Raw genomic sequence first — 23607 nt, forward strand, 5'->3', positions numbered from 1 at the left:
CGCGCGCCACGTTCCGGATCAACCGTAATCGCGATCACGGCGGTACGGGTGGCGTTGGCGACTACTCGCAACCCCTGTTGCCGAAGGGGACGTTCGGGGAAAGGGTGACCGGTCGGCCGGATGTCGGGGGAGGGGCGGTGGAAGCCCTCCGGGAAAGCGGTTCCGGAGGGGGTGCCGGGGGCGCTCCCGGCGGAGGTACCGGGCGTTATCAGGCGGTTGCCGCCGTACGCGCTGATACTGACCCCATGACCCGACACGGAGAGCTGGGCACGGCCCTGCACCGCTGGCGTGACCGGATCGCACCGGCCGAGGCCGGGCTGCCCGCGGGCGAGCCCGGCCGGGCGGCCGGACTGCGGCATGAGGAGCTGGCCCAGCTGACCGGTCTGTCCGTGGACTATCTCGTCCGGCTGGAAGAGGGGCGGGCGACCTCTCCCTCGGTCCAGGTCCTCACCTCGCTGGCCCGTGCCCTGCGGCTCTCCGACGACGAGCGCAGACATCTCTTCCTGCTCGCCGGGCAGTCACCGCCCGCCCTCGGACGGGTCTCGGACCATGTCCCGCCCAGTGTGCGGCGGCTGCTCGGACGGCTCCCCGGGACCCCGGTGGGGGTCCATGACGCCGCCTGGAATCTGATCACCTGGAACCCGCTCTGGGCCGCGCTGCTCGGGGATCCTGCGGCGGTCCCCGGGCGGGGCCGCAACGCCGCCTGGCTGCACTTCACGGGCCGGCCCAGCAGGGTCAGCCAGACCGTGGAGCAGGAGGCGCGGTTCGAGGCGGCGCTCGTCGCCGATCTCCGGTCCGCGACGGTCCACTACCCCACCGATGTACGGCTGCGCTTCCTCATCGGGGAGCTGCGGCGGGTCAGCAGCCGGTTCGCGGTGCTGTGGAACTCCCGTATCACCGACTCCCACGACACCGGCACCAGGACCATTCATCACCCGGATGTCGGACCGGTGATCGTGGACTGCGACACCCTCACCGTGCCGGGCTGCGATCTCCGTATCGCCGCGTACTCCGCCGCCCCGGGCACGGACGCCGCCGACAAGCTCAGGCTGCTCGATGTGATCGGCACGGAGATGACAGAGATGGCCGAGGTGACGGGCCAAGCCCCTGGCCCCGGCCCCGGTCCCGGTCCCGGTCCCGGCTCCGACCCCGGTCCCGGTCCCGGCCCCGGTCCTGTCCCCGGGCCTGATTCCAGTGCCGCCGCCGCGCCGGAGCCCGCCGACCGATGAGGACGAACAAGGTCTGCACCGGCGCCAGCATGTCGCTGGACGGCTATATCGCGGGCCCGGAGGAGACGGGCTTCGACAAGCTGTTCAGGTGGTACAGCAACGGCACGGTGCGCGTGCCGACCACCCGCGGCGACCTCACCTTCACCATGTCCCCGGTGAGCGTGGAGGCCTGGCGCGGCACGGTCGAGCGCACCGGCGCGCTGGTCGTCGGCCGGCGGCTCTTCGATCTCACCTCGGGCTGGGAGGGAAATCACCCGATCGGGTGCCCGGTGGTCGTGCTCACGCACCGCGTGCCGGAGGACTGGCCGTACGAGGACGCGCCCTTCACCTTCGTCACGGACGGTATCGAGAGCGCCGTGGAACGGGCCAAGGAGCTCGCGGGGCCCGGCAGGACGGTCACCGTCAACGGCGGCACGATCGCACGGCAGTGCCTGGACGCGCGGCTGCTCGACGAGGTGTGGATCGATCTCGTGCCGGTGCTGCTCGGTGCCGGGACGCCGTTCTTCGACCAGCTGAAGAACGTCCCGGTGGAGCTGGAGGGGCCGCTGTCGATGGCCCAGGGCATCGACGTCACCCATTTGCGCTATCGGGTCCGCTATCCATGACGGGCGCGCACCGGCCGAAACCTGAAAGGGGCGACCGGACAGTGATACATCCGGTCGGCTCACGTGAGGGGCGCGGGACGCGGTCCGTTCCTACCGTGGCGGAATGATCAACAGATCCGTGACGCGCTCCGCGCTCTCCGGCACGATGGCTCTCGCCGCCACCGGCCTGCTGGTCCTTCTGCCGCCGTCCCCGCCGGCCGCCGCGGACTCCCGCAGCGATCCGGCCGTACGGGCTCCGGGCCTGCCCCGCGCCCCCGCGGTCGCCGGCTCCCCCGGCGTCCATGGCTCAGCCGGATCTCCCGGCTCCCCCGGCGCTCATGGATCCTCTGCCTCGCCCCGCGCTCATGGCTCCCCCGGACCTCATGGCTCCCCCCGATCCGTCTCCGCCGCGCACGGACCGGCCGCCGGCGCTCATGGCCCCGCGAGCGCGCCGGAAGCCGATATCGACCGCGCGCTGCTGTACCGGCCGGGTACGCACGCGCGGCCCAAGCCCGGCGCGCCCGCGCCGCCTGAACTGTCGGCGCTGTCCTGGCTGGTCGCGGACGCCGGTACGGGCGAGGTCCTCGCCGCGCGCGACGCGCACCTCAAACTGCCTCCGGCCTCCACCCTGAAGACGCTCTTCGCCCTCACCGCGCTGCCGCGTCTGGCCGAACACTCCCGGCACACCGTCAAAGAGGAGGAGCTGGACGACATCGGCCCCGGCAGCAGCACGGTGGGAATCGTCGGCGGCGAGTCGTACGAAGTGGCCGATCTGTGGCGGGGCGTGTTCCTCAGCTCCGGCAATGACGCGGTGCGCGCGCTCTCCGCGATGAACGGCGGCTGGGATTCGACGGTCGCTCAGATGCGGAAGAAGGCCAAGCAGCTGGGCGCGCTGGACACCCACGTCGTGTCCCCGGACGGCTATGACGCGCCCGGTCAGGTGTCGTCGGCGTACGACCTGTCGGTCTTCGCCCGTACGGGCCTGGCGTCACCGGAGTTCGTACGGTACAGCTCGACCGTCGACGCCGAGTTCCCCGGCGAAGGCGGCATCGTCAACACCAACCGGCTGCTGAGCGGCGAGGACGGGGTCGAGCCCTATCCGGGGCTGATCGGTGTCAAGAACGGCTTCACCTCCGACGCCGGCTACACCCTGATCGCGGCGGCCAAGCGCGGCGGGCGCACGCTGGTGGCGACCGTGATGAACCCGCAGTGGGGCGGCGTCCACGCGGTGTACGAGGAGGCCAGGGAGCTGCTGGACTGGGGCTTCACCGCCGGGAAGCGCGTCGTCCCGGTGGGCACGCTCAAGCCGCCTCCGCCGCCCGTCCCGCCGATGCCCCCGACCTCGCCGGCGCCGGCGGGTCCGGGGTCGAGTCCCATGGCGAAGGTGGCGGGGGCGGCGCCGGGGGCGCGGTCGGTGAGCGTGACGCGGGCGGCGGACGGCGGTTCCGGGTCCGGCTATCTGGTGCCCGCGGCCTTCGTCAGCTCCGCCTGTCTCGCGGCCGTCGGACTCTTCGTCGTACGGCGCTCCGGCAGGCGGCGGCCGGAGGAGGAAGAGATCATCCACTGAGCGCGGTGCCCGGCGGGGAGTTGGACATCCGCCCTGTGAGGGGGGCGCCTACCAGTGCGCGGGGCGCGTGAGTGACGGCGGGAGTCTGGTCGCCGCGTCCCCCTTCGCCGCGTTGACCTGGGTCTGGACGAGGAAGATGCTGCCGGTCAGATCGGCGCCCCGCAGATCCGCGTCCCTCAGGTCGGCCCCGATCAGATCGGCCAGGCGCAGATCGGCCCCCCGCAGATCGGCGGCGATCAGATACGCCCCGCGCAGATCGGCGCCGCGCAGGTCAGCGCCCTTGAGCTTCGCGCCGAAGAGGTCGGCGCCCCTGCGGTTCTTCCGCTTGCCCCGGACCTGGGCCCGCACCAGCTCGCTCGTGCGCAGCAGCAGGGTGTTGACGGCCGCGCGGCGCGCCGCCACGTCCAGTGCGAGCAGGGTCTCGGGGTCGCTCCGGGTGAGGCGCTCGGTCTCGTCCAGGGCGCGGCGGAGCGCGTCGTGGAGCGTACGGGCGGGCTCAAGCGCCAGGGCCTCGTCGAGATACCACAGCAGTTCCTGGAGCTGCCGCATCACGGGAAGCGCGGCGAACATGCGCTCCGCGGTCTCCGGGGCCTGCCGCCAGTCCCGTCCGCCGAAGGTGAGCTGCGAGACCTTCTGGCCCGCGCCGAAGCAGTCGTAGACCGTGCACCCCTGGAAGCCCCGCTCCCTCAGGGTGCTGTGCACACCGCAGCGGAAGTCGGTCCGCAGGTGGCGGCAGGGCTCTCCGGCGTCCTTGTCGACCGGGAAGTCCGCCGAGACCGAGAAGGTCAGCGCGACGCAGCAGAGCCCGAAGCAGTTCGCGCAGTCGGCCCGCAGATCGAGGCCGGAAGGCCCGGGGCCGTGAGCCCCCTGGCGGAGGGAGGAGTCTGAGGGGTCGGGCTGCTCTGACAAGGGTTCCGGTCTCCTGTACCTGCTGGGCGACGGTCGCCCGACGGAGCGTACCGTCCGGCGCCGACGCGGTGGGCGGTGCGTAAGCGGGCGTTGACGGGTCGGTCGTCGTCGCGGTGGGCGGGGGCGATCACGAAGGCCACGCATGATCAGTGGGCGCTGGCCCGCCGGGGTCTGGCTGCGCACATCCGGAGCCTGGAGGCGGGGATCGCGGTGGTGCGGCATCGGTTGTCGCTGCCGGTGGGTGAGAAGGGTACGAAGCGGGCTCCGGGCGGGTACCGCTCCCGGCGGGAGTGGCACGCCAAGTCCCGCCGCCTGACGGTGCTGGAGGCGCGCCGGGACAGGGCGGTGTCGGACTGGCGGTCCGGGCGGGTGCGGGTCGTACGCGGCGGTAAACGGCTGGCGAACACCCGCCACCACCTGGATACGGCGCAGCTCACCGAGGAGCGGTGGCTACGACCATCTCCGGGACCGGTCGCCGTACGACCACCACCCCTTCGAGATGCACTTCGGCATCACGGACAGCGCCGGTCGCCCGAAGGAACCACTGCGTGAACTGGCCGCCTTCACCGAGGTGTTGCGACGGGTCGACTTCGCCCGCTGCCGGTGTACGGACGCGCCGACGGCGCTTGTGGTGCCCGCCTTCCTGGAGCGCGGCTACCCGTACAGCCGGCCCGCCGACCGGTCGCTCATCTTCAGCTCGCCGCATCAGGGGTATGTGGCGGCGCGCGGCGCGGATCTGCCGGTCGCGTTCGCGCGGGAGGCCGACGGTCTGCCCATGGACGGTCCGCTGTATCTGCTGCCCGCCACACGCCAGTTGACCACCCGCACCCGGCGGGACCTGGAGCGCCGGGCGGAGGTGCCCGTCAGCGGGGCGCCGGGCGGGCCTCCATCGCCCTGCGCGCCCGTTCCGCCAGACCGTCCGCGCCACAGCTCTCGGCCAGTTCGAGCCCACAGGCCAGCTCGGCCGGGAACCCGGCGGCGATGCCGTACTCCACCCGGGCGACGGCCAGTTCGTACGCGGAGGGCGACGCCTCCAGATGAGCGACGGCCTGCGCCAGCAGCTCGACCTTCTCCGCGCCCTCCTTCAGGGACGCGGCGCAGCACAGCGCGACCCCGATGGCGGTGTGCGTGCCGAAGCGTTCCGCCCGGTCCCTGGCGTACGAGGCGAGATGGGCCGCACGGCGCGGATCGTCGTCGGCGACCGCACGCGCGAGGTCCAACGCCCAGGGAGCCATGACGATGTTGTGACGGCCACGGGCGGTCAACGCCTGCCCGGCCGCTTCCAGTTCGGCGACGGCTTCCTTCGTACGGCCGAGGGCGAGCAGCAGCCGGCCCCGGACGCACGGCGCGTCGGGGATGACGATCGAGGAGGAGTACGGCGGGGCGAACGCATGGCGCTCGGCCGCCTCCAGCGCCTTGTCGACATGGCCGCGTGCGAGCAGCGTGTCGATCAGCATGCACGCCGCGTCCCAGTGCATCGGCAGACCGTTGCCGACCCGGTCGGCCAGCCGCAGGCTCTCGCGCAGATACGCCTCGGCGTCCACGAGCCGGCCGCGTCTGCGATGTCCGTAGCCGACGAGGGCATGGGCGAAGGCCAGATGGCCACCGCTCCAGCCGGAGATCTCGAAGGCCCGCAGCCCTTCCTGGAAAAGGCTCTCCGCGCGGTCGAGCCGGTCGGCGAAGGCGTACGAGAGACCGAGCAGCGCCGGTGGTTCGAAGCCCCACGCCGTGTCGGCCCAGCCGACTCCGGGCGCCAACCGTCCGTCGATCAGGGCGCGTTCACCGATCTGGACGTTCTCCTCGGCGCTCTCGCCCCGGGCCGTACCGTCGAACGCGCGCAGCATCAGCAGGACGCGTTCGGTGTTGTCACGTCCGGTGAGCCCGTCCGCCAGCCGGGCGAGCCGACGGGAGCGCTCGGGGCCGTTCTCCTCGATGGCCTGGACGCCTTCCCACAGGAAGTGGGCGCCCTGGAGCCGCATCCTGTCGGGTCCCTCTTCGGTGCGCGCGACCTCGGTGGCCACCACATGCGCGGCGTCACCGGTCTGGTTGTTGTGTGTCAGCGCCTGGGCGAGCCGGAACACCACATCCACGCGCAGACCTTCGTCCAGCTGCGGGGTGTCGAGGGCGGCGCGCAGATGTCCGACGGTGGTGGCCGGTGAGGTGAGCAGTGTGGCGCAGCCCAGCTCGTACAGCACCTGTGGCCGTACGGACTCCAACGGCGGTTCCGTCAGGGCGCGTTCGAGGCAGCGCCGGGCGGCGTCCGGCGCTCCCACCGCGAGATGTTCGGCGGCGGCTTCGCGCAGCTGCTCGACCAGTTCGGGGTCGCCGTCCGGGTGCACTTCGAGGAGATGCGGGGCGGCTGCCGCCGATCCCCGGCCGCTGCGGGAGACCGCCCAGGCGGCGAGTCCGTGCATCGCGGTGCGCACACCCGGCGGGATCGCCCGGTAGACGGCGCCCGCGATCAGCGGGTGGACGAACTCCAGTGGGTCCGTGCCCACGAGGATGCGCGCGGCCCGCAGCCGTTCCGCGCACTCGGCGGCCGCTTCCTGGCTCATACCCGACAGTGTGATCGCCAGATCGAGTGAGATGTCGGTGCCCAGAACGGCGGCGGCCCAGGCGAATCGGGTGGTGGCCGTGCCCAGTTCCTCCAGCCGGGCGATGAGGCCGGTGCCGCGTGCCGAAGCGCCCAGGGCGCGCAGTTCGCCGGCGAAGTCCTCGACGGGGTTGAGACCGCTGTCCCGCACCTTGGCGAGCAGTTCGACGGTCTCGTACGCGTTGCCGCCGGTCACCGCCCAGACCTCACGGCAGAACGGATCGTCCGCGTGCTCGCCGAGGGCGGCGCGGGCCAGCTCGGCCGTGGCGTCGGAGGTCAGCTCGCTGAGCGTGACCAGCAGCTTCGCCGCCACTCCGATCTTCTGAAGAAACCATTCGGTCTCGCCGATGGCCTCTTCGGTGCGGTACGCGACGACGATGAGGACGGGCGGCCCGCCGGCCGGGCGCTCGGCGAAGGAGGCGAGCCAGGCGAGGGTCTCCAGGTCGGCCCACTGCCCGTCGTCCACGAGAAGGACGAGCGGCCCATGGACCGCGGCGAGCCGCTCGACCAGGGCGTCCAGACCGTCCCTGACGCCCTGCGGATCGGCGTGCTGTTCGCCCGGTGGCGCTATGCCGAGGGCCGGGCCGACGATCTCGTAGCGGTCACCGAGCAGTTCCCGCGCGTCCGCGAGGCCGTCGACCGGTTCGGACGCCGGTTCGGCGGCGGTCAGCGCGGGCTGGAGCAGTTGCCGTACGACATGGAAGGGGACGGAGGTGACGGTCTCGCCGCCGCGTGCGGACCACACCGCACAGCGCCCGGTGGCGAGTCGGCGCACCTCGGAGAGCAACGCCGTCTTACCGAGCCCGGCGGCGCCCCGGTAGACGAGCAGCCCGCCGGAACGCTTGCTTCCGCACAGTGCGTCCACGGCGTTGGCCGCCGCGGCGAGTTCGGGTTCACGCTCCAGCAGCGGGAGGGTGACCGAGTCATCCGGCCGGTACACCGGCATCCCTCGCTTTCTCGAACAGTGCGCAGTTCAAGTGTTGAGGGTAGCCCCGGAGCGCCCCGAGTGGACCCGAATCAGCACGAATTCGGCTGTTCGACTGCGCGAGAGCGGTTCAAGGAGTAACGAAATTCGGCGGCGTGAGGTCCGGGCCGGCTGGGAGGGTGGCGCCATGGAGATCACGGATCCGGTCCTGGCGGCACGGGCATTGGTGACCGAGCGGCACCCACGGGCCCGCGCCGCCCTTCTCTGCGGCAGCGTGCTCACCGCGCGGCGTACGGCCTTCTCCGACCTGGACGTGGTCGTCCTGCTCGCGGACGGCGCCGACCCGTACCGCGAGTCCCTGCGGTTCGCGGGGTGGCCGGCCGAACTCTTCGTCCACACCCGGGACAGCTGGGAAGGCTTTGTGGAGCGCGAGATCCTTGAACGGCGCTCGCCCCTGCTCTTCATGTGCGCGGCGGGAACGCTCCTGGTGGACCGCGACGGCGCGGGTGCCGGGCTCCAGGGGTACGCGCGGCGCCTGGTGGCGGCGGGGCCGCCGAGGGTGACGGCGGCCGAACTGGACGACCGGCGCTATCCCCTGACGGATCTTCTGGACGATCTCGCCGGCTGCGGCGATCCGGGCGAGCGGCTCTTCATCGTCACCGAAGTGGCCCGCCGCACCGCCGAGTTCGTTCTCCTCGCCGAGGGGGCATGGCTGGGCGGCGGGAAGTGGCTGTCGCGACGGCTGGCCGAGGTCCGGCCCGGGCTGCCGGAGCGGCTGGCCGCGGCGGTGGGCTCGGCACTCGACGGGGATACGGACGCCCTGGCCGCGCTGGCGGACGAGGCGTTGGCGCCGGCGGGCGGGCGGCTGTGGGCGGGCTACCGGCGGCAGGGCGTCGCACGGCGCTGAACACGTGTCCGCCGGAGGATGTGCGCTTCAGGCCGGGCGTCGTACCCCGCCCGGCGTACCGCAGGCCGGGCAGTCCGGTCTGCGCTCGTACCGTTCCTCCACGGGTTCGGAGAGCGCCATCAGATTGAGGCCGAAGCGGAAGCCCGGTTCCATCTCCGGTACGCCCGTGAGCAGCGCGATCGCCGCGTGGACGAGGAGATGGCCGGAGAGGCCCGCGGTCACGGCGTTGACGGGGTTCCACTCCATCCGGGGCGAGGCGGCCTCCTCGTCCTGTCCTGCGGCGAGCCGCAGATCGCGGCGGTCGACCTCGCCCGCGCGGTGGCACTCCCAGCACGCCCCCCGGCCGGGCGCGTGGACCCCGACGGTGACGAGCGGTCCGCGGTAGCCGGCGTCGAGCCAGGGGATTCCGGCGTCCAGACAGACGCGGTTGGTCCAGCGGCGGATTTCCGGCGGCCGGTCGGCGCAGAGCAGCAGCAGATCGTAGCCCGGTGCGAGCAGCGCGGCGATGTCGTCGGGGCCGCGGACCGCGCGGTGTTCCGTGGTCAGTGCCACCCGCGAGTTGACCGCCCGCAGGGCCGCGTCGGCGGCGGTGGCCTTGGACCGGCCGATGTCGCTCTCGTGGTAGAGGGGCTGCCGGTTGAGATTGGACAGCTCCACGACATCGCCGTCCACGCAGTGCATCCGGCCGACGCCCGACGCGACCAGCCCCTGGGCCGCGAAGCCGCCCGTACCGCCGAGTCCGAGCAGCAGGACACGGGCCGAGCGCAGCCGGGCCTGTAACTCCCAGGCACTCGCGTGCGGTGACAGATCCATCCACCGCAACAGCGTCACCCCGCGGCTGTACCGTACGCGGTCCTCGTCGGTGAGAGTGTCCGGCGGCTCCGCCTCGGCGTCCTCCAGGAACCCGGCCTCGTACAGCTCGGTGATCGCCTGGACGACCGCGCCCGGTTCGACGCCCGGGTGCCGGGCGAGGACCGCGTCGACCGACTCGGCCTGGCCGCGGGTCCCGTCGAGCGCCTCGGTCAGCGTCCAGATCCAGCCGTCGGGGTCGGCGACCTCGGCCCCGATCCCGTACACCACGCTGCCGATCCGCACGTTCCCGTCCACGGTGCGGTAGGCCCGGTGTTCGGGCTTGACGCGGGGGCGCCGTAAGCCGGACACCGGCGGCGGGCACCGGTCCGCTGTCACGCCCGTACCGCCCTCGGCTCCCTGAACCGGGCGGCCAGCTCGGAGGCGGCCAGCACGATTCTGAACTGATGCTCCACCTGGTCGTGGACCGGGATCCAGCGGGCACGGCAGTCCGCTTCGAACGCGTCACAGCGCCGGGTGAGGAACAGGTCCAGGGAGGCGCGTACGCCGGTCACTTCCGCGCCCTCCGCTCCATCGGTGTCGTGACCGGCGGCGAGCATCTGGTGCAGCAGCCCCGCCGTGCGGACGATGAGCCGCCGGGCGGCGATCCGCAGCGCCATGATCCGCGCCCGGTTCAGCGGCGGCAGTCCGCCCGTCTCGCGGAGGGCCGCTTCCGGAGCCCATTCGTCCGCCAGCCCGCCGCAGATGGCGAGGTACTCGTCGACCGGTGCGAGCAGCGGCCCCACGGTGGCGGGCAGGCCCGGCCGTACCCGCTCCAGCAGGCCGGCGAGGAACAGCGCGTCCTGCCGGAGCGAATTGCTGATGATCTCCAGAGCGCCGGGCGGGTCGGGGTGGGCCGAGGTGTCACCGACCTCCTCGACCCCCCACATCGGCGCCTCGACGACCGCGGTGACGGTGCCGTACGCATGCGGATGGAACCAGGTGGAGGTGGCGGTGGCGGCCGGCAGTGAGTGGAACTGATCCGTCTCCTGGGGCCGAGGCATGTCATAGACGCCCGGCCCCGGGCTCGGCCAGAAGAAGGCGTCGTACGGTCCCAGCTCCACCGGTATCCGCAGATCGGCGGCGGACCGGCCGAGCCGTTCCGGCAGGCCGGGCAGCCGCCGGGTCAGCTGGACGAAGCTGCCGCCCACGTCCACACCGTGCAACGAGCACTGGAGGTAGGGCCGCAGTTCGTCCTGGAGGCCGAGGAGAGCCCGGGTCTCGGGCATCGGTTCCGCCCCGGGCTCCGTGGGCAGCCACTCGGGCTGTTCCGCGAAGCCGGGGCGGAAGAAGTGGCGGTAGTGCTGGGCGAAGGTCATCGGCCCCTTGAGCCATCGCTCGTTGCGGCGGGCTCCGTCGGGGTCGAGACAGAGAACGAAGTGCCAGGTCGTGTCCATGGCCCGGCCCGGCCGGTCGGGCCGGGCGAGATACCGGGCCAGTCGCAGGGCCGTCATGCCGCCGACCGGTTCATTGGCATGCGGCCCCGCGACCACCAGTGCGTGCCGGCTCCCCCGCCCTATGGACAGCAGCCGTATCGGCTCCCCGGCCCGTGAGTAACCGATACGCCGCAGGACGGCGCGGTCCGGGTGCGCCGCGGCCAGGCCCCGGGCGCGAGAGGTCAGTTCGTCGACGGTGAGATAGCGAGCCGGCACGGCGTCCCGTTCAGGAACCGGTCGAGTTGCTGTCGCCCGTGGTCTCTCGCCGGTCGAGACGTCGGATCGTGATGGTGGTCGGCTTGGGACGTGATGCGCTGTCGCTCTTGGCCATTTTCCCCATGGACCGCTCCTTCGACACCACGGTGCCCAACTCACCGTCGGGCACCCTCATGTGATGGTCCGTCACGGATTGGACCACGTCAACACCTGGGATGATGTGGAATGTGATATGCGGATACGTGCCGGAAGAAGGTGTCCGGTGGATATCTCACCGTCTGTCAGCGGGCCCCGGCAGCAGGTCCGTCACAGGTCTGTCAACAGGGCGTCGATCGCGGCCAGTTCCGGTTCTTCGAGCGCGTTCGCGTTCAGTACTTCGAGGTTCTGGTCCAGTTGCCCGACGCTGCTGGCGCCGATGAGGACGGAGGTGACGCGGGGGTCGCGCAGGACCCAGGTGAGCGCCAGCTGCGCCAGGGTCTGCCCGCGCTCGCCCGCGAGCTTGTTGAGCGCGTGCAGCAAGGTCAGCTTCCGCTCGCTGAGCGCGTCACGCGTGAGGAAGTGGCCCACGGCCATCCGCGAGTCGGCGGGCACCCCATTGAGGTAACGGTCCGTCAACTGCCCCTGGGCCAGCGGCGAGAAGGCGATCACTCCGGCGCCCACTTCGGCGGAGGCGGCGATCAGGCCGTTGTGCTCGATGCCGCGGTCCAGGAGGTTGTACGGGTGCTGGTTGATCAGCAGCGGGGTGCCGAGGTCCTTGAGTATCCCGGCGGCCTGCTCCATCTGCTCGGGCGGGTAGTTGGACAGCCCGGCGTACAGCGCCTTGCCCTGCCGAACGGCCGAGTCCAGCGCGCCCACCGTCTCCTCCAGCGGAGTGTCGGGTTCGTACCGGTGGGAGTAGAAGAGATCGACGTGGTCGACGCGCATCCGGGTCAGTGACTGGTCCAGGCTCGCCAGCAGATGCTTGCGCGAGCCGAACTCGCCGTACGGCCCCGGCCACATGTCGTAGCCCGCCTTGGTGGAGAGGAACAGCTCGTCGCGGTAGGGGCGGAAGTCCTGCGCGTAGAGCGTGCCGAAGTTCTCCTCCGCGCTGCCGTAGGGCGGGCCGTAGTTGTTGGCGAGGTCGAAGTGGGTGACGCCCCGGTCGAAGGCGCGGCGCAGCACGGCGCGCTGGTTCTCCAGCGGCGCGGTGCCGCCGAAGTTGTGCCACAGGCCGAGGGAGACCTGCGGCAGCCGTACCCCGCTGTGACCGCAGCGCGTGAAGCGCATGCCGTCGTAGCGGTCGGCGGCGGCGAGATAGGGAGGCTGCTTCAACGAACTCTCCTGCTTTCGTGTGCGCGGCGAAGATCGGGGTCACGGCGTGGCCGAGGTCACGACGTCTCCGTATGATCGCGCAGCCCGGAGGGGCCGGACTCGGCCGGGGTACGGGATTCCGGGCGGCCCGGCGCTGTCCGTGCCGGATCCGTCACGAGCGGTGGCATCATCGGTGAGCGCCGGGGCCGACGGAGGAGGACGGACGCGTGCCCGAAGATCCCGAACCACCGCCCGCGCACCCGCCGCCCCCTCCAGGAACGCCCGGTGGCCCCGGTGACCCTGGCGGCCCCGGTGGCCCCGGTGGCCCCGGTGGCCCCGGTGGCCCCGGTGGCCCCGGTGGCCCCGGCAAGTCCGGTGCGCCCGGTGCGCCCGTCGGACCCGGACCGGACGACAAGTGGCTGACCACCGGTGTGGGCAGCGTCGGAGTGACCAGCTTCCTCTCCGACGCCGGTCATGAGATCGCCACCGCCGTCCTCCCCAGCTTCGTGACCGGCGTCCTGCACGGCTCCGCCGCCTCGCTCGGGGTGATCGAGGGCGTCAGCGACGCGCTCACCGGCGTCAGCAAGCTCGCCGGCGGCCCCCTGGCCAATGACCCGCGCCGACGCCGCCGGATGGCCACCGGCGGCTATCTCGGTACGGCCGTCGCGACCGGGGCCATCGGCCTCGCCACGGCGGTGTGGCAGGTCGGTGTCCTGCGCGCCGTCGCCTGGACGTCCCGGGGGCTGCGTTCGCCGTCGAAGGACGCCCTGCTCGCGTCCCTGGCGCCGCCGCGCGCCTTCGGCCGGGCGTACGGTCTGGAACGCGCCGGGGACAACCTGGGAGCGGTGGCCGGCCCGCTGGCCGCCGCCGGTCTGGTGGCCTGGCTGGGCATCCGGCCCGCGATCTGGTTCGCGTTCCTTCCGGGCATCCTCGCCGCCGTCACCATCACCATCGCCGCCCGCGAGGCCCGCCGCCGTCACGCCGACGGTTCCCGCGAGCCGATCAGGCTGCGTTTCGCCGGGCTGCGGGGTGCCGGGCTGCTCCGGCCCCTGCTGCCGGTCCTGCTGTTCGAGTTCGGCAATCTCGCCGTCACCCTGCTGATCCTGCGGGCCACCCAGCTGCTGCACACGGACGGCCGTTCCGCCACCGAGGCGGCGTCGCTGGCCATCCTGGTCTACGCGGCGCACAACGCCGTCGGCGCGGCCGTCGCGTACGCCGGCGGCCACTGGATCGACCGGGCGGGACCGCGCGTCGTGTTCGCCACCGGCTCGGCCCTCTATGTGCTGGCGTACGCCGGTTTTGCTGTGGGGTTCCACTCCTGGTGGGTGCTGCTGATCTTCTTCAGCCTCGCCGGGGCCGGTATCGGCTGCGCGGAGACCGCGGAGTCGGCGCTCGTCGCCCAGCTGCTGCCCGACCGGCTGCGCGGCAGCGGATTCGGGCTGCTGGGCGCCGTACAGGCGGTGGGGGACGTGGTGGCCACCGTGGTCGTCGGCGTCCTGTACACCGCCGTCTCCCCCACCGCCGGGTTCCTCTACGCCGCCGGCTGGATGCTGCTCTCCGTCCTCGGCGCCGGCGCGCTGGCGTCCGGCCGCGCGGCGCCCCGGACGCGCGGGAGCGGGAACTGACGGAACCAGCGCTTCCGAGCAGGTCACACAGTGGGGATACCATCTGACATATGGCCGTATGCGCCGTATGTCCCGTCCGGCCCGGTCACGCGGTTCGGCAAGGAGGTACCCCACCATGGCTCCCGCGACGCGTTTGTTGACGGTGCTTCCCACCGGCCACAGCGAGCTCCTGATGCGACAGGCCCGCTATGTCTCCTTCCCCCAGGACACCAGGATCTTCGAGGAGGGCGATCCGGCGGACCGGTTCTGGGTGATCCGCTCGGGCGCCGTATCCCTGGACATGTACGTACCCGGCCGCCGGCGGATCATGGTCGAGACGCTCGGTGTCGGGGATCTCCTCGGCTGGTCCTGGCTGTTCCCCCCGCACCGCTGGCACTTCGGGGCGGAGGCGTTCAGTCCGGTGCGCACCCTGGAGTTCGACGGACACGCGGTACGGGCCCTGTGCGACGACGATCCGGCGCTCGGCTACGCGCTGACCCGCTCCGTCGCGGAGATCCTGGCCCGCCGTCTTGAGGTGGCGCGTACGAAACTGATCGACCAGTACATGCGCCACGGCGGTCCCGGGCTGTGAGCCGCCACCGGACCCGCGCACGGCCCGGACCCTCCGCAGCGCCCGGGTCGGCGCCGCCCGAGCCGTGCCGCTAGCCTGGGGTCAGTGGTGGCCCCGGCGGGCGACCACGCGGCGGTGGGGCCCGCCGTACCCGAACCGCGGTGACATATGCCGCCAACGGTCCCTACTTGCGAAGGAGCGCGCCCGCGTACGGGCGCCCGGCGAGTAGGAGACGTATGCCCATGGGAAGCCCGCGGCCCCGAGTGGTGAACGAGCCCGTCGAACCCGATTCCCGTCCGTCCACGGCCGGTGTGCGGCGTGCGCGGGCGAGGGCGCTCTGGCCGGTGGTGGCCGTCGTATCGCTCGGCGGGTCGCTCGGTGCGTCGGCCCGCTACGGGGCGTCCCTGCTGTGGCCCAGCGCTTCCGGCTCCTTTCCATGGACGACGCTGACCGTGAACGTGGTCGGGTGCGCGCTGATCGGCGTCTTCATGGTGGTGATCAGCGATGTGTGGGCCGCGCACCGGCTGGTGAGGCCGTTCTTCGGGACCGGCGTGCTGGGCGGGTTCACCACCTTCTCCACCTACGCGGTGGACATCCGGCTCCTGGTGGGCTCCGGGCGGCCCGCTACGGGCATGGCGTATCTGGGACTGACGCTGGTGGCGGCTCTCGCCTCGGTGTGGAGTGCGGTGTGGGTGACGCGCCGCGTAGTCGCGTGGAGGCATACATGAACGGGCTGTGGAGGCAGACATGAACGGGCTGATGGGCAGCGCCCTGCGGCTGACGGTCCTCATCGGCGAATCCGATGTGTGGCACCACAGACCCCTCTATACGGAGATCGTGCACCGTGCGCACCAGGCGGGGCTGGCGGGCGCGAGCGTGTTCCGCGGGATCGAGGGGTTCGGCGCGTCCTCGCTGATCCATACGCAGCGGCTGCTGTCGCTGAGCGAGGACCTGCCGGTCGCGATCGTGATCGTGGACACCGAGGAGAAGATCCGGGACTTCCTCCCGCGGCTGGACGAGCTGGTGCGCGAGGGGCTGGTCACGCTGGAGAGCTGCGAGGTCGTCCGCCATGCCGGCCGGCGGGAGGCGCGGTGAACTGGCTGCTGGTCGTGGCCGGGGCGGCCATCGGCGCCCCGCTGCGCTTCCTGACGGACCGGAGCGTGCAGCGCAGACACGACACCGTCTTCCCGTGGGGGACGTTCGCCGTCAACATCGTGGGCTGTCTGGTCCTCGGGCTGCTGACCGGCGCGGTCGCCGCCGGGGCCGCGTCCTCGCGCACGCAGCTGTTCCTCGGCACCGGCCTGTGCGGCGCGCTGACGACGTATTCGACCTTCAGCTACGAGACGCTGCGGCTCGCCGAGGACGGCGCGAAGCTGTACGCCGCCGCTAATGTCCTCGGCAGCGTGGTGGCCGGGCTGGGCGCGGCCTTCGCCGGGGTCGCCCTCGCGGGGGCGCTGTGGGCATGAGCCGCCACCGGTACGGTGCGGTGGTGGTCCCCGGGACGGCCGACGACGGCAGCGGCTCGACGGGACCGCGCCGGACGGCCGAGCGAGGAGTACGTGAAAGCGATGCCCGCAGCAGACGACGCACCCGTGATCCTGGGCAATGAGCCCGGCTCTTTCGCCCGGGGAGTGCTGACCGACCGCCATCCGGCGCTCATCCAGCAGGTACGCGACGCCTTTCCCTGCACCCCCGTCCAGCACCGGGCGCTCGACGCCCTGCTGCGCTCGGTCACCGACGGGGTGATCGAGCCGCTCGCCCCGGACGCGCACGACCGCGCCCAGTGGGAGATCTGGGGACGTGACTCCGCCGGGGGTTCCTGGTTCGGCCGGTCCTGGTTCGACGTACCGTTCCTGTGGTCCGAGAGCTACTTCTACCGCGTACTCCTCGACGCCATGGGCCACTTCACGGACGGCCCCTGGCGGGGCGTCGACCCCTTCGCCCCCTTCAAGGACGCCGAGCTGCGCGGCACGGCGGTGGACGACGAACTCGCCGCCCTCGACGGGCTCGCCGGCCGCTCCGCCGACGAGCAGGCGCTCGCGCTGGCGCACGCCTCTCTCTGGGGCAACCGCGCCGACCTCAGCTTCCGGATCGCCTCGGGCGCCGCCCCCACCGACGGGGGTACGGACCCGCGTCTCGTCGCGGACGACGGCCCTCTGCTGTGGTCGCTGCTGCCCGTGGGCGCGGCCAGTACGGTGCATCTGATCGCCGACAACGCCGGCCGGGAACTCATCCCCGATCTCGTACTGCTCGACCATCTGCTCCACACCGAGCGCGCCTCCCGCGCCGTCCTGCACGTCAAGCCGTATCCGTACTACGTCTCCGACGCGACGATGACGGACGTCATCGACAGTCTGCGGCGGCTCGGGGCGGCATCCGGATACGCGGCCGAGATCGGCAAGCGGCTCTGGTCCGCCATGGCGGCCGGACGGCTCGCGGTGCGCGCGCACGGCTTCTTCCGGGCGCCGCTGCCGTACAGCGCGATGCCCGACGATCTGCGCCAGGACCTCGCGGGAGCCACCGTGACGATTCTGAAGGGTGACCTCAACTACCGTCGTCTCGTGGGTGATCGGTACTGGGCGCCGACGTCGTCGTTCGCCGGCCGTACCGCGTACTTCCCCGGACCCGTGGCCGCGCTGCGCACCCTCAAGTCCGATGTGATCGTCGGCCTCGACGCCCACGTACTGGATGGCCTGGAAGCGAGCGGAAAGCCGTGGCGTACCAGCGGCACGCACGGGCTCGTCCAGGCCCGGCGCTGAGGCTTTCGCTGCCCTTCTCTTGTAGCGCGAGAGGGCCGCCGACGGTGTCGGCGGCCCTCCTGGAGGCCGATCCCGGGGTCAGCCGCGACGAGCGTCCCGTTGCTCGTCAGCGTGCCGGGCCGGTACGGCGCGGGATGGCCCTCAGTGTTCCCAGACGGGCAGCCAGATGTCGTTGGCGACGCCGGTACAGGTGTACTGGATCAGGGCGTTCCCCTTGCCGACTCCGCCCCTGACGTTCAGGCACTTCTGGCTGGACTTGACGACCAGCTCGTAGCCGATGCCCTTCGGCACGAACTTCCACAGCGCGTTGGCGTCGTTGCCGCAGGTCCACTGGATGACCTCGGTGCCATTGGCGTTCCCACCGCCCTTGACGTTCAGGCACTTTCCGCTTTCCAGCGAGGCGAACTGGTAGTAGCCGCCGCCCTTGGCCGTGGCCTCCCAGCGCTCGTTCGGGGTGCCGGACCAGGGCCACTGGATGACCGGCGTCCCGTTCGCGCTGCCGCCGCCCTTGACGTTGGCGACCTGGCTGGGGTTGGAGGCCAGGCGCAGGCTGAGCTTCTTCACGGTGACCGCTCTGTCCGTATCGGGCTGCGCCGACGCGGTGGGCGTCATCGACGCGACAAGCATCGTCCCCACGAGGGCGGCTGCTGCGGCGGCCCAGTTCAGCTTGTATGCCGACATTGCTTCTCCTGACACGATTCGGGCCGGACTGTCCGGCCCGGGAGGAGACTGCCGGATGCCATCGCCGCGGAAGAGGGGCGGCAACGTCAAACCACCTCTTCGGGTGCCGGGCGTGGGCCGGACGGGTGAAGTGACCGTATACATCCGTCCCAACCGCCCCAATCCGAACGGGCATTGGGATGGCCACGTCAGGGAGTTCATCTCACGGGCCGGGAAGGTGACCACACCGCGATCACACGTGTGCTCCTTGCCGCTCGCGCGCCCGGGGGCACGGGCCGAAGGTGGGAAGAGAGCCCGACGGTGAAGGGAGCGCGGTGTGGCCACCAGGGCCGACGAGCCTGCGGATCCGGACCGCCCCCGGGCACGCTGGCCGTCGACCGGCGCCGTACTCCTGTGGGTCGTGGGGCTGACCGCGCTGATCCTCGTGCTCGGCCTGCTGACCGGCACCGGCGTACGCCTGATCGGTCTGGTCGTCTTTCTCCCCGCGTTCGCGGCCGCCTTCACCACCGTCCGGCAGACCGTGTTCACCGCGTGCTGGTCCGCCGCCGTCATGGCGCTGTCCCTCGTCTACCGTCCCGCGCCGAACCGGAGCGACGACATCGTGGCGCTCACGCTCACCGTGGTCTTCGGCGTGCTGAGCGTGCTGGGCTGCCGGTACCGGATCCGGCACGAGAGCGAGATGCTGCGGCTGCGATCGACCGCCACGGCCATGCAGCGGAGCATCCTCCGGCCGCTTCCGCTGCTCACCGACCAGGTACTGATGGACGGTGTGTACGAGCCGCTCCAGGAGGACAAACTCGTCGGCGGCGACATCTACGACCTGGCGGCCTCGCCCTATGGCACCCGCGTGCTGATCGGTGACGTCCAGGGCAAGGGGCTGCCCGCCATAGGCACGGCCTTCGCCGTGATCGGCGCGTTTCGCGAGGCGGCGTACCGCGAGCCGACGCTCTCCGGGCTCGTGGACGCCCTGGAGGAGGCCGTCGTACGGCACAACGCCATCGCCGCCGAGGCCGATGAGCCGGAACGGTTCGTCACCGCGCTGGTCCTCTGTATCGACGACAGCCCGACGGTGCGGGCCATCAGTTGCGGACACCCCCGGCCGTATCTCGTCGGACCCGGCGCGACCGTCTCCGTACTCCTCGATGAGGCCGATCTCCCGCTCGGCCTCGGCTCGCTGGCGCCCGCGCCCCGCACCGTGGGCCGGTTCGACTTCCCCTTCGGTACCACGCTGCTGCTCTGCACGGACGGTCTGACCGAGACGCGCGCCCCCGACGGCACGTTCTTCCCGCTGGAGAAGCGTCTCGCCGAGGAGGCGGGGCTGCCACCGACCCGGCTCGCGCGCTTCCTCCACGCGGATTCCCGCGCCTTCTCCGCCGGGCACCAGCAGGACGACATCGCCGTTCTCGCGCTGTGCCGCGCCCCTGCCTCGGACCGGTCCCCGGCCGTGTGATGCCGCCCGGCGTCGAGCGCGGTCAGGCCGGCTGGTTGTCCGCCCTCTCGTGCACGGGCCCGGCCGAAGCGACCGCCGCCGTCGTGGATGCCGTCCGCAGGATCCGGGCCGCGCACGCCGCGATCACGCAGAAGGCCACGGGCAGGAAGAAGGTGAGGTTCAGTGGGAGGAAGTGGGTCATGGGCCCGATGATCGCGGGCCCGGCGAGCATGCCCAGATAGCCGAGACCGGCGACGCGGGAGACATTCGCTCCGGCGCTCCCCTGGTCCGCGTGGCCCGCGGCGCTGAAGAGCTGGGGTACGGAGCCGGACAGCCCGATACCGAAGACCGTCCAGCCGACCAGGGCGAGGGGAATCCAGGGGGAGAGCGCGACGGCCGTCAGCCCGAGCGCCGCCAGGGATGTGCCGTAACGGACGATCGCGACCGGGCCGAAGCGCGCGGCCACCCGGTCGGTGAGCAGCCGTCCGATCGTCATGGCGGTGGAGAACGCGCCGTAGGCGAGGGCGGCGGTGGCGGCGGGCGCGCCGAGGACTTCCCGCAGACCGAGCACGCTCCAGTCGTTGGCGACGCCCTCACAGAGCATCAGCATGAAGGCGAGGGCGGCCAGCGCCCAGATGCGCGAGGGCGTCTTCCCGCGCGGGGCCGGCTGGTCCGCCGGGGACGGCTGCCGCCCGGCGCCGGCCTCGTCGGTCGTGGCCTCCGGGGCGCCCGCGGGCTCGGGCCGCAGCAGGGCGGGGGTGAAGAGTACGGTGACGGCCAGCCCGAAGACACTGACCGAGGTGAGGGTCAGCGCCGCGCTCCAGTTCCAGCTGAGCGTCCGGGCACCGACCAGCGCGGCCAGCACCCCGCCGACCGAGAAGAAGGCGTGGAAGGCGGACATGACGGGCCGTTCGTAACCGCGTTCGACCTGGACGGCATGGGTGTTCATGCTGACGTCCAGACAGCCGTTGCCGAAGCCGAACACCAGCAGGGCCACGGCCAGCGTCCATGCCTCGGTGGCGAGTCCGGGCAGGATCAGCGCGGCGCTGCACAGCGCCGCGCTGGCGGGCACCACCTTGCGCGCGCCGAGGCGGTCGGTGAGCGGCCCGACCAGCTGCATTCCCGCGAACGCGCCACCGCCGAGCAGCAGCAGAAGCCAGCCGAGCACGGCATGGCTGATCCCCACGCGGTGCTCCACCGTCGGGATGTGGACGACCCACATGCCCATCACGAACCCATTGAGGGTGAAGAAGCCGAAGGTGGCGATCCGGGCGGCGCGCAGTGATCTCTCCATGCGTGATCTCTCCATGCGAGCGAACATAGCAAACACAAATTGCGTTCGAAAGATTGCCCAACGATCGCCGAACGTGTTCAATGTGCGCTATGGCGAGCACAGAGCGACTGAGGCGGATCACCGATGCCGTGCGTGAGGCCGGGCAGCTGAGCGTGGCCGAACTGGCGGAGCTCACCGGAGCGTCGGAGATGACCATCCGCCGCGATCTGGAGGCCCTGGGCGCCCAGGGAGTGCTGGAGCGCTACCGCGGCGGTGCCAGAAGCCTGCTGCTGCGGGGCGAGGAGCCGCCCTTCGCGCTCCGGGCGCGCGAGGAGACGGAGACGAAGCGGCGCATCGCCACCGCCGTCGCCGGACTGATCGCCGACGGGGAGTCGGTGCTCATCGACAGCGGCACGACCTGTCTGGAGGTCGCACGCGCCCTGGAGCACCGCAGGCTGACCGTCATGCCGCTCTCGCTGCACGCCGCGAACGCGCTGACCAGCGCCCCCCAGCTGAAACTGCTGCTGCCCGGCGGTGAACCGCGCCCGGGTGAGCTGGCGTTGACCGGCCCGCTCACCGAGGCGTCCCTCGCCGCGCTGCGCTTCGACACCGCCGTCCTCGGCTGCTGCGGGCTCAACTCCAGGGACGGTCTGACCGCGTACGACCTGGCCGACGCCGCGGTCAAGCGCGCCGCGATCGCCTCCGCCCGCCGGGTGATCGCCGTGGCGGAGTCCGCCAAGTTCTCCCGTACGGCGCTCGCCTTCGTCGCGCCGGTCTCCGCGCTCGACGCCATCGTGACGGACGAGGGGGCCCCGGAGGAGGAGACCGGCGCGATGGCCGCGGCCGGCGTGGTCGTACGGACGGTATGAGCGCCAGGAGCAGGTGAGGACCCCCGCCGCCGGATCTCGGCCCGGACACCCTAGAGCTGCCTGAGGTGATCGCGCAGGCCGCGGGCGACGTGCGCCATGAGGGCGTCGGCGCCGGGTTGGGTACTGGCCGGGACGAGTGACTCGGTGAGGACGGCGATGGCGAAGGCCTGGCCGTCGGAGTGCTCGACCACACCGATCTCATGGCGGAGATTGAGCAGGGTGCCGGTCTTGGAGGACCAGGTGGTGGCGTCGGAGCTGAAGTCCGGGGTGAGCCGGTGCCGCAGCACGTTGTGGGTCATGAGACCGCGCACGCGCTCGGCCGCTTCGGGGTGGATCGCCGAAGGTGTCCACAGGGCCTGGAGCAGTTCGACATAGGCGCGTGCGCTGCCGGTGTTCGCGCGGGTGGTGTCGAGCTGCGGCACCCGGTGTCCCCGGCCGCTGGTGCCTGCGTCGATGGCGAGGGCGTGGGCGAGATGGGCCTCGGCGGCGTCGAAGCGTTCCGCGGGAGTGTCGGACAGTTCGAGCATGCCGTGCCGGACGGTGAGGCCGCGGAGGCCGAGCTCGTGGAGGATGTCGGCGACCTGGGCGGGCGGGGTGAGGTCGAACAGCGCGTCGGCGGCCGTTCCGTCACTCACGCAGGTGCTCAGATAGAGCAGGTCGTCGATCGCGATCCGGGTGGGGTGGCGGAATCGGCTCAGCCCGGTGGGGCCGGGTGTGGTGATCCGCCCGGGTTGTACGTCGAGCATCGTCGCCCCGTCGAGCTCGCCCCGTCGGATGCGTTCCGCCGTCGCCAGCGCGAGCGGGACCTTGACCAGGGAGGCGGCGGGCAGTTGCGTGTCCGGGTCGATCCCCAGCTCTTCTCCCGTATGCAGATCCCGCACGAGCAGGCAGCCGTGCAGACCGCCTTCGCGCAGCTGCCGGCGCATGTCGCCGAGCAGTGCCTCGGTGTTCATGCCGCCGCCCCTCCCGAGGTGCCCGCCCGGGTGTCCGCGCCGAGGAGGCGGGCGAGGGCGTCGCCCAGCCGCGCTTCGATGTGCTGTGGATTGCCGTCCGCGGCGGCGGCGAGGGCGAACCCCCGGCTGAGGGTGATCTCCCCGATGGGCCGCCAGTTCAGGGCGAGTTCCCCGGCCTGTGCGGGGGAACACAGCAACACGTCGCGGGTGCAGAGGACTTCCGCCGCGGCGGTCGTCAGGTCGGCCGCGGCGACGAGCTGGGCGGGCCGCAGACCCACCGCGTCGCGCAGACGCGTCAGCGGGTCACGGATGTGCGGCACATCGTCCTCCGGCTGGATCCAGATACGGCGGGCCGGGCGGGGCGAGGCCCGCCCCATCCGCAGCGTCTCGACGTACACGCGCTTGATGCCGGGATCCTGGGCACCGGCGAGCCCGAGCGGAACGGACCACGTCGCCTCGTCCGCGGGCACCGCGAGCACGGCTGCACGCACCTGCTGGGCGTGGATGAGTTCCCTGCGCTCCGCCGGCGCCGCGACGCGGAGATCGAGCGTGACACCGTGCCCCCGCGCCTCGGCGACGAGACGGGCGAGACCGGCCGTGGAGCAGATGCCGGGCACCGCGAGCCGCCAGGGTTTGCGTTTGACGGCCGCTGCCTCGTTCAGCAGCACCTCGGCGGTCTGTACGAGCTGTCTGGCCGCCGGGAGCATGTCCCGGCCGAAGGGGGTCAGGACGGCCCGCCGCGATGTGCGCTCGAACAGCTGCTCACCGAAGCGTTCCTCCAGGGCGGCGACGCGACGGCTGGCCACCGACTGGGACATCCGGGCCTCGGCCGCTCCGACGGTGAAACTTCCGTGCTCGCTGACGCTGACGAACGCGCGACACGCTCCCACCAGATCCACAGCCCGCACTCTATGCCAGATCGGCATGGAACAGCGCATGAACGTATTGGACCGCATGGCAACC

The 23607-nt window shown here is 72.0% G+C and carries 22 protein-coding genes and 2 pseudogenes; 14 read left to right on the top strand and 10 right to left on the bottom strand.

What is annotated here, in order from left to right:
• Positions 1-245: 245 nt before the first annotated feature.
• The 3 genes from IF11_RS0105680 (at position 246) to IF11_RS0105690 (ending at position 3380) form a co-directional block, all read left to right on the top strand.
• Positions 246-1229, top strand: a complete 984-nt coding sequence (locus IF11_RS0105680) for a helix-turn-helix transcriptional regulator (protein ID WP_063759126.1) — start codon at positions 246-248, stop codon at positions 1227-1229.
• Positions 1226-1834: a dihydrofolate reductase family protein gene (locus tag IF11_RS0105685; RefSeq protein ID WP_030350314.1), complete on the top strand. Its 609-nt coding sequence runs from the start codon at positions 1226-1228 to the stop codon at positions 1832-1834. Before IF11_RS0105680 ends, IF11_RS0105685 begins: the two co-directional genes overlap by 4 nt.
• A 103-nt stretch (positions 1835-1937) precedes the next feature.
• On the top strand, positions 1938-3380 hold the full coding sequence (locus IF11_RS0105690; RefSeq protein ID WP_240627618.1) for a D-alanyl-D-alanine carboxypeptidase: 1443 nt from the start codon (positions 1938-1940) through the stop codon (positions 3378-3380).
• Between the two features lie 48 nt (positions 3381-3428).
• On the opposite strand, the gene IF11_RS0105695 is transcribed toward IF11_RS0105690, so the two are convergent.
• Positions 3429-4214, bottom strand: coding sequence for a pentapeptide repeat-containing protein (locus IF11_RS0105695; protein WP_051745643.1), 786 nt, complete (start codon positions 4212-4214; stop codon positions 3429-3431).
• 144 nt (positions 4215-4358) lie between these two features.
• Here IF11_RS0105695 and IF11_RS41895 point away from each other — a divergent pair.
• Together IF11_RS41895 and IF11_RS41900 are read left to right on the top strand one after the other, a co-directional pair.
• Positions 4359-4739 (top strand): annotated as a pseudogene (locus IF11_RS41895) (IS200/IS605 family accessory protein TnpB-related protein); the annotation flags it as partial.
• Positions 4699-5142, top strand: a pseudogene (locus tag IF11_RS41900) (beta-mannosidase); the annotation flags it as partial. The pseudogenes IF11_RS41895 and IF11_RS41900, both read left to right, overlap by 41 nt.
• Before the next feature lie 10 nt (positions 5143-5152).
• Here the strand turns inward: IF11_RS41900 and IF11_RS0105700 are convergent.
• Positions 5153-7828 (bottom strand): ATP-binding protein, encoded by a 2676-nt coding sequence (locus IF11_RS0105700; RefSeq protein WP_030350317.1) that lies wholly within the window; start codon positions 7826-7828, stop codon positions 5153-5155.
• A gap of 166 nt (positions 7829-7994) precedes the next feature.
• On the opposite strand from IF11_RS0105700, the gene IF11_RS0105705 reads away from it, so the two are divergent.
• Positions 7995-8714, top strand: a complete 720-nt coding sequence (locus tag IF11_RS0105705) for a nucleotidyltransferase domain-containing protein (protein WP_030350318.1) — start codon at positions 7995-7997, stop codon at positions 8712-8714.
• A 27-nt stretch (positions 8715-8741) separates the two neighbouring features.
• Here IF11_RS0105705 and IF11_RS0105710 read toward each other — a convergent pair whose 3' ends face one another.
• The 4 genes from IF11_RS0105710 to IF11_RS0105725 all read right to left on the bottom strand — a co-directional run bounded on the left by IF11_RS0105710 (position 8742) and on the right by IF11_RS0105725 (position 12481).
• Positions 8742-9809 (bottom strand): HesA/MoeB/ThiF family protein, encoded by a 1068-nt coding sequence (locus tag IF11_RS0105710; RefSeq protein WP_240627619.1) that lies wholly within the window; start codon positions 9807-9809, stop codon positions 8742-8744.
• Positions 9810-9898: 89 nt separating this feature from the next.
• On the bottom strand, positions 9899-11215 hold the full coding sequence (locus IF11_RS0105715; protein WP_051745535.1) for a M14 family zinc carboxypeptidase: 1317 nt from the start codon (positions 11213-11215) through the stop codon (positions 9899-9901).
• Positions 11216-11225: 10 nt separating this feature from the next.
• Positions 11226-11390 (bottom strand): hypothetical protein, encoded by a 165-nt coding sequence (locus tag IF11_RS41215; RefSeq protein WP_165840635.1) that lies wholly within the window; start codon positions 11388-11390, stop codon positions 11226-11228.
• Positions 11391-11521: 131 nt separating this feature from the next.
• Positions 11522-12481, bottom strand: a complete 960-nt coding sequence (locus IF11_RS0105725) for an aldo/keto reductase (protein ID WP_051745645.1) — start codon at positions 12479-12481, stop codon at positions 11522-11524.
• Between the two features lie 251 nt (positions 12482-12732).
• Here IF11_RS0105725 and IF11_RS0105730 point away from each other — a divergent pair, with 251 nt between their 5' ends.
• The 6 genes from IF11_RS0105730 to IF11_RS0105755 all read left to right on the top strand — a co-directional run bounded on the left by IF11_RS0105730 (position 12733) and on the right by IF11_RS0105755 (position 17439).
• Positions 12733-14130, top strand: coding sequence for an MFS transporter (locus tag IF11_RS0105730; RefSeq protein WP_280521079.1), 1398 nt, complete (start codon positions 12733-12735; stop codon positions 14128-14130).
• Positions 14131-14245: 115 nt separating this feature from the next.
• Positions 14246-14701, top strand: coding sequence for a cyclic nucleotide-binding domain-containing protein (locus IF11_RS0105735; RefSeq protein WP_030350323.1), 456 nt, complete (start codon positions 14246-14248; stop codon positions 14699-14701).
• Between the two features lie 221 nt (positions 14702-14922).
• Positions 14923-15408: a fluoride efflux transporter FluC gene (locus IF11_RS0105740; protein WP_030350324.1), complete on the top strand. Its 486-nt coding sequence runs from the start codon at positions 14923-14925 to the stop codon at positions 15406-15408.
• Positions 15409-15427: 19 nt separating this feature from the next.
• A complete protein-coding gene (locus tag IF11_RS0105745; RefSeq protein ID WP_030350325.1) occupies positions 15428-15775 on the top strand; it encodes a DUF190 domain-containing protein in 348 nt (115 codons plus the stop codon).
• Positions 15772-16146, top strand: a complete 375-nt coding sequence (crcB, locus tag IF11_RS0105750; RefSeq protein WP_030350326.1) for a fluoride efflux transporter CrcB — start codon at positions 15772-15774, stop codon at positions 16144-16146. The genes IF11_RS0105745 and crcB overlap by 4 nt, the downstream gene beginning before the upstream one ends.
• A gap of 102 nt (positions 16147-16248) precedes the next feature.
• Positions 16249-17439 (top strand): damage-control phosphatase ARMT1 family protein, encoded by a 1191-nt coding sequence (locus IF11_RS0105755; protein ID WP_030350327.1) that lies wholly within the window; start codon positions 16249-16251, stop codon positions 17437-17439.
• 141 nt (positions 17440-17580) lie between these two features.
• Here the strand turns inward: IF11_RS0105755 and IF11_RS0105760 are convergent, their stop codons facing one another.
• Positions 17581-18120: an RICIN domain-containing protein gene (locus IF11_RS0105760; protein WP_037727104.1), complete on the bottom strand. Its 540-nt coding sequence runs from the start codon at positions 18118-18120 to the stop codon at positions 17581-17583.
• A gap of 316 nt (positions 18121-18436) precedes the next feature.
• Between IF11_RS0105760 and IF11_RS0105765 the strand changes: the two genes are divergently transcribed.
• Positions 18437-19570 carry a PP2C family protein-serine/threonine phosphatase gene (locus IF11_RS0105765; protein WP_030350329.1) on the top strand — a complete coding sequence of 378 codons (1134 nt, stop codon included), beginning with the start codon at positions 18437-18439 and terminating at the stop codon, positions 19568-19570.
• 22 nt (positions 19571-19592) lie between these two features.
• Here IF11_RS0105765 and IF11_RS0105770 read toward each other — a convergent pair whose 3' ends face one another.
• Positions 19593-20843, bottom strand: coding sequence for an MFS transporter (locus tag IF11_RS0105770; RefSeq protein ID WP_030350330.1), 1251 nt, complete (start codon positions 20841-20843; stop codon positions 19593-19595).
• Between the two features lie 89 nt (positions 20844-20932).
• Between IF11_RS0105770 and IF11_RS0105775 the strand changes: the two genes are divergently transcribed.
• Complete coding sequence (locus IF11_RS0105775; RefSeq protein WP_030350331.1) at positions 20933-21691, top strand: DeoR/GlpR family DNA-binding transcription regulator; 759 nt, start codon at positions 20933-20935, stop codon at positions 21689-21691.
• A 50-nt stretch (positions 21692-21741) separates the two neighbouring features.
• On the opposite strand, the gene IF11_RS0105780 is transcribed toward IF11_RS0105775, so the two are convergent.
• Positions 21742-22644: a serine hydrolase gene (locus IF11_RS0105780; RefSeq protein WP_030350332.1), complete on the bottom strand. Its 903-nt coding sequence runs from the start codon at positions 22642-22644 to the stop codon at positions 21742-21744.
• On the bottom strand, positions 22641-23543 hold the full coding sequence (locus IF11_RS0105785) for a LysR family transcriptional regulator (protein ID WP_037727106.1): 903 nt from the start codon (positions 23541-23543) through the stop codon (positions 22641-22643). Before IF11_RS0105785 ends, IF11_RS0105780 begins: the two co-directional genes overlap by 4 nt.
• Between the last annotated feature and the right edge of the window lie 64 nt (positions 23544-23607).

Source organism: Streptomyces scopuliridis RB72, assembly GCF_000718095.1.
Lineage (GTDB): Bacteria > Actinomycetota > Actinomycetes > Streptomycetales > Streptomycetaceae > Streptomyces > Streptomyces scopuliridis.

What these genes read in the sequence shown, in the direction of transcription:
- IF11_RS0105680 (WP_063759126.1), top strand. Translation starts at nt 246, where the DNA reads ATGACCCGACACGGAGAGCTGGGCACGGCCCTGCACCGCTGGCGTGAC.
- IF11_RS0105685 (WP_030350314.1), top strand. Translation starts at nt 1,226, where the DNA reads ATGAGGACGAACAAGGTCTGCACCGGCGCCAGCATGTCGCTGGACGGC.
- IF11_RS0105690 (WP_240627618.1), top strand. Translation starts at nt 1,938, where the DNA reads ATGATCAACAGATCCGTGACGCGCTCCGCGCTCTCCGGCACGATGGCT.
- IF11_RS0105700 (WP_030350317.1), bottom strand. Translation starts at nt 7,828, where the DNA reads ATGCCGGTGTACCGGCCGGATGACTCGGTCACCCTCCCGCTGCTGGAG.
- IF11_RS0105705 (WP_030350318.1), top strand. Translation starts at nt 7,995, where the DNA reads ATGGAGATCACGGATCCGGTCCTGGCGGCACGGGCATTGGTGACCGAG.
- IF11_RS41215 (WP_165840635.1), bottom strand. Translation starts at nt 11,390, where the DNA reads ATGAGGGTGCCCGACGGTGAGTTGGGCACCGTGGTGTCGAAGGAGCGG.
- IF11_RS0105725 (WP_051745645.1), bottom strand. Translation starts at nt 12,481, where the DNA reads ATGCGCTTCACGCGCTGCGGTCACAGCGGGGTACGGCTGCCGCAGGTC.
- IF11_RS0105735 (WP_030350323.1), top strand. Translation starts at nt 14,246, where the DNA reads ATGGCTCCCGCGACGCGTTTGTTGACGGTGCTTCCCACCGGCCACAGC.
- IF11_RS0105740 (WP_030350324.1), top strand. Translation starts at nt 14,923, where the DNA reads ATGGGAAGCCCGCGGCCCCGAGTGGTGAACGAGCCCGTCGAACCCGAT.
- IF11_RS0105745 (WP_030350325.1), top strand. Translation starts at nt 15,428, where the DNA reads ATGAACGGGCTGATGGGCAGCGCCCTGCGGCTGACGGTCCTCATCGGC.
- IF11_RS0105755 (WP_030350327.1), top strand. Translation starts at nt 16,249, where the DNA reads ATGCCCGCAGCAGACGACGCACCCGTGATCCTGGGCAATGAGCCCGGC.
- IF11_RS0105760 (WP_037727104.1), bottom strand. Translation starts at nt 18,120, where the DNA reads ATGTCGGCATACAAGCTGAACTGGGCCGCCGCAGCAGCCGCCCTCGTG.
- IF11_RS0105770 (WP_030350330.1), bottom strand. Translation starts at nt 20,843, where the DNA reads ATGGAGAGATCACTGCGCGCCGCCCGGATCGCCACCTTCGGCTTCTTC.
- IF11_RS0105775 (WP_030350331.1), top strand. Translation starts at nt 20,933, where the DNA reads ATGGCGAGCACAGAGCGACTGAGGCGGATCACCGATGCCGTGCGTGAG.
- IF11_RS0105780 (WP_030350332.1), bottom strand. Translation starts at nt 22,644, where the DNA reads ATGAACACCGAGGCACTGCTCGGCGACATGCGCCGGCAGCTGCGCGAA.